This is a genomic window from Ideonella sp. P3_A4 (genome assembly GCF_056403075.1).
Genome location: NZ_JBFUGE010000121.1, coordinates 1 through 14,692 on the forward strand (window position 1 = coordinate 1; position 14,692 = coordinate 14,692).

Consider the following 14,692-nt stretch of genomic DNA (forward strand, 5'->3'; position numbering starts at 1 on the left):
GACTTGCGCCGACTGCAATTGGCCGCCYAGTCGCACGAAGGCCCAGCCTTCTTGCTGCGTGAGCTCGCAGCGCAGGCCCAGCCCAGCCCGGCGCCGCTGCGCGTGGTGCTGCAGCCGGCCGGGGCGGACGACCTGCAGCTGCAGATCGTCAAGCGCAAGGGCCCGGCGATGGCGCACCCGCTGCAATTGACGCTGGCACCGGTGCTTTCTGAGCGCGCCCTGGCCCGGGCGAGGGCGGTGCCGCGTCGTGCCCCCTCAGGGGCGACGCAGGCGGCGTTGGCCTCGGCCCTCGCAGCCTCGCCTGAAGGCCGTGGTCTGCCTGGCACGCGGCCTTCACAGGGCGGCACTGGCTTTCCGCCATCGGCCAGCGGCGCGGCTGTGCAGCCGGCCGGGATGCGGCCGTTGCCGCGGCCTCCGGCGGGCGCCCAGGTGGCTTGAGCCCACTGCTGCAGTTCTTACGGGCTTTCATGCCGCGGTGTTGCCGTCATGCTCTGGGTGGGTTTTCATTTACCGGCGCTTTCGCTCGAAGCGTTCAGTGCCTTGCTCGGCCCTGAAAAGGCGGCTCAGCCGGTCGCGCTGCAGGCGCAGCACCGCATCACGGCGGTCAATGCGGCCGCGGCCGAGCGGGGTGTCGCGCCGGGCATGAAGCGCGCCACGGCGTTGGCGTTGGCGCCCGAGCTGGTCCTGGGCATGGCCGATCCGCTGCGCGACGCCGAGGCCTTGCAAACCGTCGCCCATGCCTTGCTGGCCTTCACGCCCACGGTGGTGCCAGCGCCGCCCGATGGCCTGTTGGCCGAGGTGCAGGCCAGCCTGCGCTGCTTTGGCGGTGCTGCACGTTTGTGGCAGCGCATGGCCGAGGCGTTGGCGCCGCTGGGCCATCGGCTGCAGCGGGCCCAGGCGCCCACGGCACTCGGGGCTTTGCTGCTGGCGCGGGCGGGCGACGAACCTAACCCACCAAGCCAGCTGACCCGTTCGACGCTGTGTTCTACCGACGCGGCTTGGGCCACGCTGCACGAACGCTTGCTGAGATTGCCAGCCGCGTGGCTGGCGCCCGATGCAGCCGCTTGCGCCCAGTTCGAAGCCATGGGCTTGCGCACGCTGGGCGATTTGCGCCGGCAGCCACGGGGCGGCCTGGCGCGGCGCTTTGGTCCTGACCTGCTGTTGATGCTCGATCGGGCCTGGGGCAGCGTGCCCGATCCGCTGGAAGCCATCGAACCACCACTGCGCTTCCACAGCCACGTCGAGCTCTGGGCCCGGGCCGACAACACCGAAGCGCTGCTCGCCGGCGCCGAGGTGCTGCTCGCGCGGCTGCTGGCCTGGGCCCAGGCTCGCCACGCGCGGGTGCAGAGCTTCCAGCTGCTGTTGCACCACGAGAGCCGCTTGCGCGCGAACTCGCATGGCGAGGCCGGCGTGCATGTCAGTCATCTCGAGATCACGCTGGCCGAGCCCACCGGCGACGCCCGCCATCTGCACGCCGTGCTGCGCGAGCGCTTGGCGCGCGAGCCGCTGGCCGCGCCGGTGCTGTCGCTGGGCCTGGCGTGCGACACGCCGGTGCTGGGCCCACCACCCAATGGCGAACTCTTCCCCAGCCAGGCGKGCCAACGCGAGGGGCTGTTGCGCTTGGTCGAGCGCTTGCAGGCCCGGCTGGGCGCAGAGGCTGTGTATCGGTTGGCCACCCACGCCGACCACCGCCCCGAGCGCGCCACGGTCCATCAAAACTTCACGGCCCACGACAAGGCACCGGCGATCTCGGCCCCCGCGCCTTCCACGCGTTTGACCCGCCCCGCCTGGCTGTTGCCCCAGCCCCAGCCTTTGGCAGAGCGTCAGGCCCGCCCCTGGCTCGCCGGCCAGCCCTTGCATCTGCTGGCTGGCCCCGAGCGCATCGAAACCGGCTGGTGGGACGGCGACCTCGTCTGCCGCGACTACTTCATCGCGCAGCAGGCCGAAGGCCCGCTGCTGTGGATCTACCGCGTTCGCCCGGCGCCGCCCGAAGGCGAGCCGGGCTGGTTCTTGCACGGGCGGTTTGGGTAGCTTGGGTCACGCCACCGCGTGGTTGGTTTGCGAGCCGGGTCAAGGATGTCTTGATCTTGCACGGCCATCGCCGCAGACTGCCACCCAGCTGCGATGGAGTGACGCGTGCTAACCGAGCCTGCACAGGCCGAACTGTTTCCTGCCGAGACGCCCGGCCCTGTCGGACGGCGTGGCAACGTGCGGGTCGGCACCTGCAGCTGGACCGACCCGTCGCTGATCAAGACCAAGGCCTTCTACCCAAGGGGCTGCAGTTCGGCTGAGCAGCGGCTCGTCTACTACGCCAGCCAGTTTCCGCTGGTCGAAGTCGACAGCAGCTTCTTCGCGTTGCCCGAGCCCATGCACGCACAGCTGTGGGCGCAGCGCACGCCGGCGGACTTCGTCTTCAACGTCAAGGCCTTCCGGTTGCTGACAGGCCACCAGACGCCGCCGCAGGTCTTTCCGCCGGACATCAAGCCACACCTGCCGCCGCTCGTCGGGCGAAAGAAGAACTACTACTACGCCGACTTGGCCGAAGACCTGCGTGAAGAGCTGTGGCGGCGTTTCATCGCGGCCCTGGAGCCGCTGAAATCTGCCGGCAAGCTGCGTGCGGTGCACTTCCAGTTCGCCCCTTGGGTCACCAGCGAGCCTGCATGGCGCGCGCATGTCGAGCACTGCGTCGAGCGCATGGCGGGGCACCTGCTGGCGGTCGAGTTTCGCAACCAGACCTGGCTGAGCGATCGGCAGGCCGAGCACACCTTGGCCTGGGAGCGCGAGCTGGGCGTGGCCCATGTCGTCGTCGATGAGCCTCAAGGGGTCGGCAACTACGCGCAAGGCGTGTGGGCGGTGACGAACCCGCAGCTGGCGGTGGTGCGCCTGCACGGCCGCAATGCCGAAACCTGGACGGGCAAGGGCACGTCGGCCTCGTCCGAGCGCTTCAACTACGAGTACAGCGACGACGAACTGAAGGAGCTGGCGGGCCGCATCGATTCACTGGCCGACGAGGCGTTCGACCTGCAAGTGCTGCTCAACGTGAACTTCGAGGATCAGGGCATTCGCGCTGCGCAAAAGCTGACGCGCATCCTGCGCGAATACGGTCTGCTCGACAGCCAACCGACCGATGGCAACGGCGAATCCGCTGGTCCTGAACTCGGGGGTTAGCGGCTGCGCAAGCGATCGACCATGCGCAGTTGCCAACCGGCTGCTTCGGTCGGGCGCCACAGCAGCGAGGCCGATTCTTCGCAGGTGTACTGGCAGTCGCGCACACGCAGCCGGCGCAGGCCGGCGGCCTCGATCGCGAAGTCGGGCAGGTAGGCCAGTGCACGGCCCTCGGCCACGAACTGCACCAGCAGCTGCAGATCGTCGATCCAGTAGCGGATGCGGCGTGGCATCTGGTCATCACGCCAGCCGTCTGAGCGGGTGCCGCGGCCGACGCCGCAGAACATCGAGCGCGACGGTGCGGCGAACTCGTGCTGCAGCACCTGCTGGGTCGACACGACGCGCGGGCCGCTCTTGCCCGACGCGTTGGCGACCAGCGGGTGGGTGGGGCCAGCGGCCAGCTGCATCGACATGGTGCCCAGCGGCTCGGCGACCAAGCCCTCGGCCTGGTGACGCTGCGTGCCGTTGATCAGCGCTTCTTGCGAGACCAGGGCCAGGTCGGCTTCGCCCCGTGCCACGGCGGCCAGGGCTTCGTCTTCGTAGGCCAGGCGAAACACCATGCTGCTACCGCTCTGTGCCTCTTCCAACGCCTGCGCCAACGCGCCGCCCCAGCGCCACTGCAGCACGGCCGGGGCGGCGACGCGGCAGTGCACCTTGAAGGCAGAGCCCTCGAATTCGGCGCGCGTGGCCTCGGCCATGTCCAGCAGGCTGATCGCGCGCTGCTGCAGGCGCTGGCCGGCGGCATTGAGCACCAGCGACTTGCCGACCCGGTCGAACAGGGGTGTGCGCAGCGAATCTTCGAGCCGGCGGATGCCGCGCGAGACGGCCGACGCGGTCAGGTTCAGCTCGTTGGCCGCGGCGTTCAGGTTGTGGTGGCGGGTCGCGCTGAGGAACAGGCGCAGGTCGGACAGGTCCATTTCAACGATGCTTCAGACGCAACGAACATTGAAATTCTATTGCTTTCATTGAAACGATGTTCGGCGCACTATTCAATCCTTGGCAACCTTGCTGGAGAGCCGATGAACCGCCAATGGATCTACCTGCGACACCCCGAAGGCCTGGTCGGGCCCGAGCACTACGAGCTGCGCGACAGCCCGCTGCCCGAGGCCCTGGCCGCCGGCGAAGTGCTGGTCGAGGCGCGCTACTGGAGCGTCGACCCGTACATGCGCATCAACCAGTCRAAGAAGCCGACCTACAACGAGCTGCCGCATCCGCTGGGCGCCGTGCAGACGGCCGGTGTGGTCGGCCAAGTGTTGCGCTCGAACGCACCGGCGCTGCAGCCGGACGACTGGGTCGAGGGCATGCTGGGCTGGCAGACCCACGCGCTGGCCCACCACAGCCAGTTGCGCAAGCTCGACCCCGAACTCGCGCCGCCTTCCACTGCCATCGGCGTGCTGGGCATGCCCGGCCGCACCGCCTGGTTCGGCCTCACCGAGTCGGGCCGGCCCAAAGCCGGTGACGTGGTGATCGTTTCGGGCGCCGGTGGCGCAGTCGGCTCGCTGGTCGCGCAGTTCGCCAAGCGCCATGGCTGCACAGTGCTGGGCATTGCCGGCGGTGCGGCGAAATGCGCGTGGCTGAGACAGACGCTGAAGCTGGACCACGCGGTGGACTACAAGGCGCATGCCGACACGGAGTCGCTGGCCGCCGAGATCAAACGCCTCGTCGGCGGTGTCGACGTCTACTTCGACAACGTCGGCGGCTGGATCAGCGATGCGGTGATCCCGCTGGTCAACCGCCGTGCGCGCATCGTGATCTGCGGCGCGATCAGCCAGTACTCCGGTGGGCTGGACGAGCCCGAGCTGGGCCCGCGCTGGCTGCACCACATGCTGTATCAACGTGCCACCGTGCAAGGCATGCTGGCGCGTGACTATGCGCACCGCATGGACGAGATGCTGCGCATCGTCGGCCCGTGGGTGCAGGCAGGCGAGATCGTGTTCGAAGAGACGGTGGTCGAGGGCTTCGAGAAGCTGCCATCGACCTTGCAAAGCCTGTTCACCGGCGAGCACCGCGGCAAGCTGCTGGTGAGGGCCTGAAAGTACCTGGAATGAGTGATTCGATGATGTTCAAGCACCACCCCTTGCCGCGCGATGGCCGCGCCCTCGATGCCGACAGTGACCACCTGCTCGCGCGCACGTCCACCGGCGCCATGCTGTTGATCCACATCCCGCCCGGTGCGTATGCTTTCGAGCAGCACGCGATGCCGGAGTACATCGTCTGCCTGAACGGCACGCTGAAGATGGAAGCCGACGATGGCGAACGCTGCAGCGCCGCCGTCGGCGAAATGATCGAGGTGCCGCCCGGCCTGTCGCACCGTTTTGCGGCCGACTGCGATGCGGTCGTGATGACGTTGGCGCAGCGCGCTCCGGCCGCTGCGGCCTGATCAGGCGTCGCGCACGTCACCCACCGGGTTGGCGCCGAAGTCGATGCGGTCCAGGTAGGCCAGCACCTTGGCGGCGGCCACTTCGGGCGTGTCGAGCTGGCCCTCGCTCTTGAACTGGGCGAAGCGTTCGCGCTCGGGGAAGGCGGCCGCGTCGGCGCTGCGCAGTTGCAGCTGCATGTCGGTGTCGATGATGCCGGGTGCGAGCGAAACGATGCGTGCGCCATTGGCCAACGCCGCCTGTTCCATTGCCACCGCGCGAGCGAAGTGGTCCATGCCGGCCTTGGCGGCGCAGTAGACGGCGCTGCCGGCCATTGCCCGTCGGCCCAGTCCTGATGAGATGTTCAGCAGCTTGCGTGGGCCGGGCCAGGTGGCGGTGCCGAGCAAGAAGGCGGCGCTCAACGACAAGGCGGCTTCCAGCCCGACGCGGATGCCGCGCGAGATCTCGGCCAACGGCGTGCCCTCCAACGGCCCGGGCTGCGTCACGACGCCGGCGTTGTTGATCAAGCTGACGCTGGCAAATGTCTTGCCATCTTGCGCCGCCAGCCAGGTGGCCAGCTGGCTCGCGGCCGCTTCGGGCTCGGCCAGGTCCAGCTTCCATTGCGTCAGCATCGCACCACCTGTCGCGGCCTGYGCCGCGAGTTCGGCAGACGCCTGGCGCGAGATGCCGATGACGTGGTGGCCTTGGCGCAGGCGCTGCGCCGCCATCGCGGCACCCAGGCCGCGCGAGGCGCCGGTGATCAGGGTCAGGTGGTTCATGGGCTGCCTTTCGAAAGCGGAGGTCACTTGCTGCCGTCGACCGGCTTGCCGATCGTGAAGAACTGGCCACCGGCGATGTGGTGCAGCGTGCGCATTTCGTCGTGACCTTCGAAGTGCCAGCGGCCGGCGCTGAACACCTGGCTCAACGCCCAGGCGGCCGTCACCTGGCCCAGAAAGAGGTCGAAGTTCGCTTCCTGCTCGGGCTGCGGCAGGCGCTCGCAGTCGAGCCACGCAATGCAGCCGCTGATCAGTGGCGACTGGGCGCCCGGCTCTTCGAGCACATTCAGCCCATAGGCGGCGAACTTGTCTCGCTCGCGCCCGCTGTGGCTGCCCACGCCGTGCACGATGCGGGCCTGCGCCTGGCATGGCACGCTGAGCGCAAAGCGGTTCGAGTGCTGGACCAGCTCGCGGGTGTAAGTGCTCTTGTCCAGCACCACGGCCACCTTGGGCGGATCGAAGTCCAGCGGCATCGCCCAGGCGGCGGCCATCACGTTGCGGCGCCCGTCATGCTCAGCGCTGACCAGCACGGTCGGGCCGTGGTTCAGCAGGCGGTAGGCTTTGGGTAACTCGACGGGTTGACGCATGTCTCAAGAAAGTGAAGGGCAGTGCTCAGAAAGGGCAGGGGCTTTGGATCGTGACCAGCCGGCCATCGGCTGGGTGAAACAGTTTCAGGCACTCGGCATGCAGCAGCAAGCGTGGGGCCATCGCCTGGACATCGGGCGGGGCATACAGCTCGTCGCCGACGATCGGGTGGCCGATCTGCTGCATGTGCACGCGCAGCTGGTGCGAACGCCCGGTCAGYGGGATCAGCTCGACGCGGGTGGTGGCGCCGTCGGCTGACCGTTGCAGCACGCGCCACAACGTTGCAGACGGTTTGCCGTGCTCATGGTCCACCATCTGGCGCGGCCGGTTCGGCCAGTCGCAGATCAGCGGCAGACTGACCCCGCCTTCGTCGGCGGGCGGGGACCCGGCAACGATGGCGATGTAGCGCTTGTCGACTCGCCGTTCGGCGAATGCGACGCTGAGCGTGCGCTGTGCTGCGGCACCACGGCCAAAGACCAGCACCCCCGAGGTGCCCATGTCGAGCCGGTGCACGATCAGCGCGTCGGCATAGGCGGCCTGCACCCGGCTGGCTGCGCAATCGGCGTTTTCGGGGCCACGACCTGGCACCGAGAGCAGACCAGCCGGCTTGTCCACCGCCACCAGCTGCTCATCGGCGAGCAGCAGCGTCATCCCGTCAACGCTCACTGTGCAACGGGGGCCGGCAGCGGCGCGAACAGGAAGTTCAGCACCTTGGGCAGCTCGGCCCGCCAAGCGGCCTCGTTGTGGTCGGCCTCGGGCACGATGTGCAGCGTCACGGCACCCGGCTCGGGGCGCTGTGCGGCCATCACCGCGTGCATGCGCTGCACGTCAGGCAGCATGCTGTCGCCCTCCTTGCCACCCATCGAGAAATAGACCCGTGCGCCCAGCGGCAGCGGATGCTGCACCGCGTAGCCGTAGATGCCGGGGTCGGCCGTCCAGTAGGCGGGCGACAAGACACCGGCGCGGCCGAAGACCTGCGGGTAGCGGTGGATCGCGTAGTCCGAGATCAGCCCACCCATCGAGCTGCCGATGATGGCGGTGTTCTCCGGCCCGGTCAGTGTGCGGTACTGGCTGTCGACCACTGGCTTCAGCTTGTTGACGATGAAGGCCAGGTAGGCCTCGCCTTCACCGGTGCCGTTCTTCGGATGGTCGAAGGGGTTCAGCTCGCGCACGCGGTCTGCGCCGCCGTTGTCGAGCCCGATCACGATCGCTTCGAAACCCTGGCGCGCGGCCATGTCGTTCAACGTCTCGTCGACGCCCCATTCACCCGCGAACGAGGTGAATTCGTCGAACAGGTTCTGCCCGTCGTGCATGTAGATCACCGGGTAGCGCTTGTCGCTCGTGCCGTAGCTGGGCGGCAGGTAAAGGCGCACGTTGCGTTGCCGGTTCAGCACCGGCATCATGAACGGCGTGACCAGCACCGTGACGCCGCGGCTGGCAGTGTGCGGGCGCGGTTCGGGTTGAGACGCACAGGCGGCCAGCAAGGCGCACAGCATCAGGGGGTTCGACAGCAGAGGCTTGCGGATCATGGTGATGGCGCGGCTACCGCGATGGGCTGGAACGGCGGCACTCTACGCGAACTGGTGCGTCGCCGCGCCGGCGCCGGGCGACATCTGCCTAGCGTGGGCCTTCCACCGGCGGCGCCAGCAGGTCTTCGAGAAAGTAGGCCGACAGCGCCGCGCGCCCACTCAAGCCCGCCTTGGCGTACACCGCGCGCGCTTGTTCGCGCACTGTGCGTTCGCTGGACTGGCGCATCAAGGCGATCTCCTTGCTGCTCAAGCCCTTGAGCAGCAGCATCGCCACCTGGCGCTCGGCTTCGGTCAGGCTCCAGCGCCGGAACTGATGGTCGATCGCCTCGCTCAGGCCATTGAGCAGCAGGCGCGAATCGGCCCGCCAGCGCTCGCCTTGTTGCCGGGCAGCTTCAAGCCCTTGCACCAGCGCCAGATGCTCGGCGCGTTGGTGCCGCGTCAACTGGAACAGCAAGACCATGCCGACGCTGGTGACCACGATCGGCAGCGACTTCAGCAGCTCCACCAGCAGCTCCAACGGCGTGATGTCGGGCTCGTCGATCACCTCCAGCCCGACGGCGAGCCCGAGGCCACCGACCACGGCCAACGCTGCCCAGATACGCGTTCGCGTGTTCCACCAATCGTTCATCGTGTGTCTCCACGGTGTCGCGTGACGCCGGCGGGGGCCGGGCCGCGTCAGTCTAGCGGCGGATTCACCGCCGATGAGACGCAGGTGACGGGCTCGCCTATGTCATTGCGCCAATGGACACCCTGGGCCGGCGCCACACAGAGTGGGTTGCCGCCGCAGTTGAGGGCGGCTGTTGGATACCTCACCCGAAGATCAAAGGAGTTGACCATGAATGGACAAGTTATGCGTCACGCGGCGGCCTTGCCGAGCCGGTTGTGCGCTCTGGGCCTGCTGGCTGGTTTGACGGCCACCGGCGCGGCTGCGCAAGAAACCTGCTCCGCCACCGTGTCGTTGCTGCATGAGGCCTGCATCGACCAGGCCGAGGCCGACCACGGCGTGGCGCGGGCCATCTGCCTGAACCTGCGCAGCGCCTCGGCCCGACAGGATTGCCGCGACGATGCGGCCAAGGCCGACGGCAAGGCACGGGCCTTGTGCGTGGCCCAGCGCGACTGGCGCCAGGCCTCTTGCGCCGCAATCGGCGAGCAGCGCTACGACCCGAAGATCGACCCGAAGCGTTTTGATACCGACTTTCACCACCTGAGCCATCCGAACCCGTACTTCCCACTCGGGATCGGCATGAGCTGGGAATTCCGCGGTGGCGACGAGCTGAACACCGTCGAAGTGACGGATGAGACCAAGCTGATCGAGGGCGTGACCTGCATCGTGCTGCGTGACCTGGTCTACCTGAAGGGCCATCTGCACGAGGCCACAGACGACTGGTTCGCAGCGGCCAAGGACGGAACCAGCTGGTACTTCGGCGAAGAGGTCAAGAACTACGAGAACTTCAAGGGCGACGTGCCGCGCCGGTCTGAGCTGACCAGCGTCGACGGCTCGTTCAAGCACGGCCGCGACGGCGACAAGGGCGGCATCATTCTGCCGGCCACACCCACGGTCGGGCAGATCTACCGCGAGGAGTTCTCGCTGGCCAATGCCGAAGACCTCGCCGAGGTGTTGTCCACCAGCTATGCCTACGGCGCCGGCGGCGAGCTGGACGAGTTCGTGCCCGCCGCGCTGGCGCAGCGGATGTGCGCCGCCGGCGACTGTGTGGTGACCAAGAACTACTCGTTGCTGGAGCCGGGCGTGGTGACGCGCAAGTACTACGCGCTGGACCTTGGCTTCTTCCTCGAGACCATCATCGGCGTGGGCATCGATGTGCAGCTGACCAACTGCAATTTCGACCCGCGTTGCGTGGGACTGCCGCAGCCCTGAGGCCTTGTCGCAAGAGCACCGTCGCCACGCGAGGCGGTGCTCGCCCAGGGCTACTCGTGGCGCAGCGCCTCGATCGGGTCCAGCTGCGCCGCGCGCCGTGCCGGGAAGAAGCCGAACACCACGCCGATCGCAGCCGAGAAGCCGAAGGCCAGCAGGTTGATGCCGGGGTTGAAGAGGTAGGGCACTTGCATCAGCGAGGCCAGGGTCACCGAGGCGGCGGTGGCCAGCACCACGCCGACCAGGCCGCCCAGCGACGACAGCACGACGGCCTCGATCAGGAACTGCAGCAACACCTCGCGCTCCAGCGCGCCGATGGCCAGGCGCACGCCGATCTCGCGCGTGCGCTCGGTCACGCTGACTAGCATGATGTTCATGATGCCGATGCCGCCCACCAGCAGGCTGACGGCGGCCACCGCACCCAGCAGCGAGGTCATCAGCTGCGTCGTGCCCGACAGCGTTTGCGCGATCTGCGCGGTGTCCAGCACGTTGAAGTTGTCGTCGGCGTCTTCGGCCAGCTTGCGGCGCTCGCGCAGCAGGTTGGTCAGCGCGGTGGTGATGCGCTGCGCGTCGGCGCCGTCGCGCATCGACACGAGGATGGTGTTGACGCGTGTCGAGCCGGTCACGCGGCGTTGCGCGGTGCGCAGCGGCACGATGATCGTGTCGTCCTGATCCTGCCCCATCGCGGCCTGGCCCTTCGAGGCCAGCGTGCCGATCACCTCGCACGAGAACGACTTGATGCGCACCTGCTCGCCGATCGGGTCGGACGCGGCGCCGAACAGCTCACGCCGGACGGTGGCACCGATCACGCAGACGGCGGCGCCGCTGGCTTCTTCGTCGTCGCTGAAGCTGCGGCCGCTGGCGATCGTCCAGTTGCTGGTGGTGAAGTAGGCGTCGGTGCTGCCGGTGACGGTGGTCGCCCAGTTCTTGCCGTTGGCCACCACGGTGACGCCCGCGCGCACCTCGGGCGCCACGGCCTTCAGCCCGCCGATCTGCGAGCTGATCGCCTCGACGTCGCTTTCCTTGAACGACGGTGCCCCGGCGCCGCCCATGCCGGGGCCCAGCCGCTGGCCGGGGCGCACCATCAGCAGGTTGCTGCCCAGGCTGCTGATCTGGTCGCGCACGGCTTGCGTGGCGCCGTTGCCGAGCGTCACCATCGTGATCACTGCAGCGACGCCGATCACGATCCCGAGCACGGTGAGGAACGAGCGCAGCAGGTTGCGCCGGATCGCGCGCAGCGAGAGCAGGAAGGTGTTGCCCCACATCACATCATCTCCGCCGCCAGCGCGCTGTCGCGGCGCTCGTCGCGCTCGACCCGCCCGTCGCGGAAGTGCACGATGCGGCGAGCGTAGGCTGCCATGTCCGGCTCGTGCGTCACCATCAGCACGGTGATGCCGTGGTCGTCGTTCAGCGCGCCAAGCAGCTCCATGATCTCGACGCTGCGCTCGCTGTCGAGATTGCCGGTGGGCTCGTCGGCCAGCAGCACGGCTGGTTGCGTGACGATCGCGCGTGCAATCGCCACGCGCTGCTGCTGCCCGCCCGATAGCTCGGACGGCGTGTGGTGTTCCCAACCGCCTAAGCCAACCTGCGCCAGTGCGGCGCGTGCAGCGGCGTGGCGCTTGGCCGCCGGCTCGCCGCGGTAGATCAGCGGCAGCTCGACGTTCTCGAGCGCCGAGGTGCGCGCCAGCAGGTTGAAGCCCTGGAACACGAACCCCAGGTGGCGCCGGCGCAGGCGGGCACGCGGGTCGCGGCCCAGGCGTTCGACCGCGATGCCGTCGAACAGGAACTGGCCGCTGGTGGGCGTGTCCAGGCAGCCTAGCAGGTTCATCGCGGTGGATTTGCCGGAACCGCTGGGCCCCATGATCGCGACGAACTCGCCGGCGCGCACGTCGAGGTCGACACCCTTCAGCGCCTGGAACGCGATCGCGCCCTGGCCGTAGGTCTTGGTCACGCCACGCAGCTGGATCAACGAACTCACCGAGCAACCCCGCCTTGCTGGTCGATGATGACCTGCATGCCTTCTTGCAGCTCGGGGCTGCTGACCTCCGTCAGCTTGCCGTTGGACAGACCTGCAGCGACGGCTATCGGCTTCGGCGCGCCGTCTTGCAGCACCCACACGCGGCGCTGGCTGCCGGCACTGCCACTGCCTTTGACGGCGACGCCGCCGGTGGGCCTGGCGCGCTTGGTTTGCAGACCGCCGGGCGGGCGAGGCATCAGCGCCGAGACGAAGCTGCCGCTGCCCGAGGCGGGGCGTGCGCCGGCTGGCGCTGCGCCAGGCTCGGCCGGCGAGAAGCTGAACGCGGTGTTCGGCACGCGCAGCACGGCCTGTCGCTCGGTGGCGGCGATCGTGGCGGTTGCCGTCATGCCGGGGCGCAAGGTCAGGTCGGGGTTGTCGACCAGCAGCTGCGTCGTGTAGGTCACCACGTTGTCGGTCGTCGTCGAGCCATAGGCCACGCGGCTGATCTTGGCCGGGTAGCGCCGGCCCGGCCACGCGCTGACGCTGAACTGCGCGCTCTGGCCTTCCTTGACCTGGCCGACATCGGCCTCGTCGACGTTGACCGAGAGCTTCATCCGCGTCAAGTCGTCGGCCATCGTGAACAGCGTGACGGCCTGCAGCGAGGCGGCCACCGCGTTGCCGGGCTCGACCGAGCGGGTCAGGATCACGCCGTCGATCGGTGCGCTGATGGAGGCCTTGGCCAGGTTGGTTTCGTCGGTACGCAGGGTGGCTTGAGCCTGCGCGATGTTGGCGCGCATGCTGGCTTCGGCGGCTTGCGCCTTCGCGAGCGCAGCGCCGGCGGTGTCCAGCTCGGTCGCGGCGGGCAGCTTGCCGCCGGACAGGCGACGCAGTTCTTCCAGCCGCGCGTAGGCGATCTGAGCTTCCTTGGTGGCGACGGCCGCTTCAGCGCTGGCGGCCTGTGCGCTTTGCAGCGCGGCCTTCGATTTGGCGACTTGGTCGCTCAACTTGGCGGTGTCCAGCCGCACCAGCACCTGGCCCTTCTTGACGCGGTCGTTGACGTCGACCAGCACCTCGCTGACGGTGCCGGAGAGTTCACTGCCGATGCTGACCGATCGGGTGGGCTGCAGCGTGCCGTTGGCGGTGACGGCCAGCGCGATGTCGCCGCGCGTGACCGGTTCGGTCTGGTAGCTTGGTGTTTGATGGCTCCGCTCGGCGCGCTGCCAGGCCCAGGCACCGGCGGCCAGYGCGACGGCGGTCGCCAGCACGATCCAGGTCGAGGGGCGCTTCCAGCGCGGGCGGGCGTCGCCCTGCAGCCAGTCGGGCGCGGCGGTGGGGTCTTGGGGTTGTGAGGCCATGTCAGCTCGAGGGAAGGGTCGTTTCGTTGGTGTTCCAGCCACCGCCGAGCGCCTTGAAGACGCGGATCAGGTTCAGCGAGACATCGGTCTGGGTGGTCTGCAGCGACAGGCGCGTGTTCAGTTCGTCGCGCTGGGCTTCGAGCAGGGTCGCGAAGTCGGTCAGTCCGGCCTGGTGGCGGGCGCGCGTGCCTTGCAGGGCGGCTTCGGCTGCGTCGGCGGCGCGTCCCAGCGAGCCGGCGCGTTCGCGGCTGCCGCGCAGCGCGACCAGGCCGTCTTCCACGTCCTTCACGGCGCTGAGTACCGCGCCCTCATAACTGGCGTGGCTCATCGCGAGCAGTGCATCTTGCTGGTCGACCTGGGCCTGGCGGGCGCCGGCGTCGAACAGCGTCCAGTCGACCGCCGCGGCCAGCGTGGCGATACCAGCGCTGGCCGCACTGAGGCCGCTGATCGTCAGCGCCTGCAAGCCCAGCGAGCCGGTGAGGTTCAGGCCCGGGAAGCCGGCGCGGCGCGTCAGCTCTTTGCGGGCCCAGGCGGCGCGAACACTGGCCTCGGCCGATTGCAGGTCGGGCCGGCGGCGCAGCAGGTCGGCCGGCAGGCCGACCGCGAGGCGTTGCAAGGCMGTCGTGGCTTGCGGCACGCCGGCGCTGGCCTGGTCCTGCCAAGCCTGGCGCCACTCGGCCGGAGACTGGCCGGTGAGCAGGGCGATCTGGTGCTCGTACTGCGCCACCTCGGTCGCCAGGCTGGGCAGGTTGGCGCGCGTCTGCTCGGTGCTCAGGCGCGACTGCTCGACATCGAGCGAACTGGCCAGACCCACCTGCGCCTTCCATTGCGCGAGCTGCAGCGTCTGCTCCAGGCTGACCAGGCTTTCGCGGGTGATCTGCTCGCGCGCCTGCGCGCCGCGCCATTGCACGTAGGCCAGGCCCAGCTCGGCCGTGATGGTCATGCGGGTGGTGGCCAGGTCGGCACGCGCCGCTTGCTGGTCGGCCGTGGCCGCGGTCAGGCCAGCGGCCTGGGTGCCGTTGAGGTCAGGCTCCCAGCTGGCGCTGAAGCCGAGTTGGTAGGTGTTGCTGGCGCTGCTGCGGGTGCTGTTGCGGT

Annotated in this window: 15 protein-coding genes and 1 pseudogene; 6 read left to right on the plus strand and 10 right to left on the minus strand. The window is 68.7% G+C overall.

All coding sequences use genetic code 11. From position 1 onward, the window contains the following. The 3 genes and pseudogenes from AC1DYI_RS13295 to AC1DYI_RS13305 all read left to right on the plus strand — a co-directional run. Positions 1-438, plus strand: a pseudogene (locus tag AC1DYI_RS13295) (hypothetical protein); the annotation flags it as partial. A gap of 48 nt (positions 439-486) precedes the next feature. Beyond that, positions 487-2,031: a Y-family DNA polymerase gene (locus tag AC1DYI_RS13300; RefSeq protein ID WP_477204594.1), complete on the plus strand. Its 1,545-nt coding sequence runs from the start codon at positions 487-489 to the stop codon at positions 2,029-2,031. A 105-nt stretch (positions 2,032-2,136) separates the two neighbouring features. Beyond that, positions 2,137-3,168, plus strand: a complete 1,032-nt coding sequence (locus AC1DYI_RS13305; protein ID WP_477204595.1) for a DUF72 domain-containing protein — start codon at positions 2,137-2,139, stop codon at positions 3,166-3,168. Here AC1DYI_RS13305 and AC1DYI_RS13310 read toward each other — a convergent pair. Next, positions 3,165-4,082: a LysR family transcriptional regulator gene (locus AC1DYI_RS13310; RefSeq protein WP_477204596.1), complete on the minus strand. Its 918-nt coding sequence runs from the start codon at positions 4,080-4,082 to the stop codon at positions 3,165-3,167. The genes AC1DYI_RS13305 and AC1DYI_RS13310 overlap by 4 nt on opposite strands. Positions 4,083-4,184: 102 nt before the next feature. On the opposite strand from AC1DYI_RS13310, the gene AC1DYI_RS13315 reads away from it, so the two are divergent. Next, on the plus strand, positions 4,185-5,198 hold the full coding sequence (locus tag AC1DYI_RS13315; RefSeq protein ID WP_477204597.1) for an NADP-dependent oxidoreductase: 1,014 nt from the start codon (positions 4,185-4,187) through the stop codon (positions 5,196-5,198). A gap of 23 nt (positions 5,199-5,221) precedes the next feature. Beyond that, entirely contained in the window at positions 5,222-5,545 is a 324-nt protein-coding gene (locus tag AC1DYI_RS13320) for a cupin domain-containing protein (protein WP_477204598.1), read from the plus strand. Here AC1DYI_RS13320 and AC1DYI_RS13325 read toward each other — a convergent pair whose 3' ends face one another. The 5 genes from AC1DYI_RS13325 to AC1DYI_RS13345 all read right to left on the minus strand — a co-directional run bounded on the left by AC1DYI_RS13325 (position 5,546) and on the right by AC1DYI_RS13345 (position 9,040). Beyond that, on the minus strand, positions 5,546-6,301 hold the full coding sequence (locus tag AC1DYI_RS13325; protein WP_477204599.1) for an SDR family NAD(P)-dependent oxidoreductase: 756 nt from the start codon (positions 6,299-6,301) through the stop codon (positions 5,546-5,548). 23 nt (positions 6,302-6,324) lie between these two features. Next, the gene (locus AC1DYI_RS13330) at positions 6,325-6,885 is read right to left on the minus strand and encodes a flavin reductase family protein (protein WP_477204600.1); all 561 of its coding nucleotides are present in this window, start codon (positions 6,883-6,885) and stop codon (positions 6,325-6,327) included. A 25-nt stretch (positions 6,886-6,910) separates the two neighbouring features. After that, positions 6,911-7,534: a pseudouridine synthase gene (locus AC1DYI_RS13335; protein WP_477204601.1), complete on the minus strand. Its 624-nt coding sequence runs from the start codon at positions 7,532-7,534 to the stop codon at positions 6,911-6,913. Between the two features lie 11 nt (positions 7,535-7,545). Continuing rightward, the gene (locus tag AC1DYI_RS13340) at positions 7,546-8,412 is read right to left on the minus strand and encodes an alpha/beta hydrolase (protein WP_477204602.1); all 867 of its coding nucleotides are present in this window, start codon (positions 8,410-8,412) and stop codon (positions 7,546-7,548) included. 88 nt (positions 8,413-8,500) lie between these two features. Then, on the minus strand, positions 8,501-9,040 hold the full coding sequence (locus AC1DYI_RS13345) for a helix-turn-helix transcriptional regulator (RefSeq protein WP_477204603.1): 540 nt from the start codon (positions 9,038-9,040) through the stop codon (positions 8,501-8,503). A gap of 207 nt (positions 9,041-9,247) precedes the next feature. On the opposite strand from AC1DYI_RS13345, the gene AC1DYI_RS13350 reads away from it, so the two are divergent. Next, a complete protein-coding gene (locus AC1DYI_RS13350; protein ID WP_477204604.1) occupies positions 9,248-10,288 on the plus strand; it encodes a hypothetical protein in 1,041 nt (346 codons plus the stop codon). Positions 10,289-10,338: 50 nt separating this feature from the next. Here the strand turns inward: AC1DYI_RS13350 and AC1DYI_RS13355 are convergent, their stop codons facing one another. From AC1DYI_RS13355 to AC1DYI_RS13370, 4 genes are all read right to left on the minus strand, one after another. Further along, positions 10,339-11,550, minus strand: coding sequence for an ABC transporter permease (locus tag AC1DYI_RS13355; protein ID WP_477204605.1), 1,212 nt, complete (start codon positions 11,548-11,550; stop codon positions 10,339-10,341). After that, positions 11,550-12,263: an ABC transporter ATP-binding protein gene (locus tag AC1DYI_RS13360; protein ID WP_477204606.1), complete on the minus strand. Its 714-nt coding sequence runs from the start codon at positions 12,261-12,263 to the stop codon at positions 11,550-11,552. Before AC1DYI_RS13360 ends, AC1DYI_RS13355 begins: the two co-directional genes overlap by 1 nt. After that, positions 12,260-13,597 carry an efflux RND transporter periplasmic adaptor subunit gene (locus AC1DYI_RS13365; RefSeq protein WP_477204607.1) on the minus strand — a complete coding sequence of 446 codons (1,338 nt, stop codon included), beginning with the start codon at positions 13,595-13,597 and terminating at the stop codon, positions 12,260-12,262. The genes AC1DYI_RS13360 and AC1DYI_RS13365 overlap by 4 nt, the downstream gene beginning before the upstream one ends. 1 nt (position 13,598) lies before the next feature. Then, a partial coding sequence (locus AC1DYI_RS13370; protein WP_477204608.1) for an efflux transporter outer membrane subunit occupies positions 13,599-14,692 on the minus strand: 1,094 nt, incomplete at its 5' end.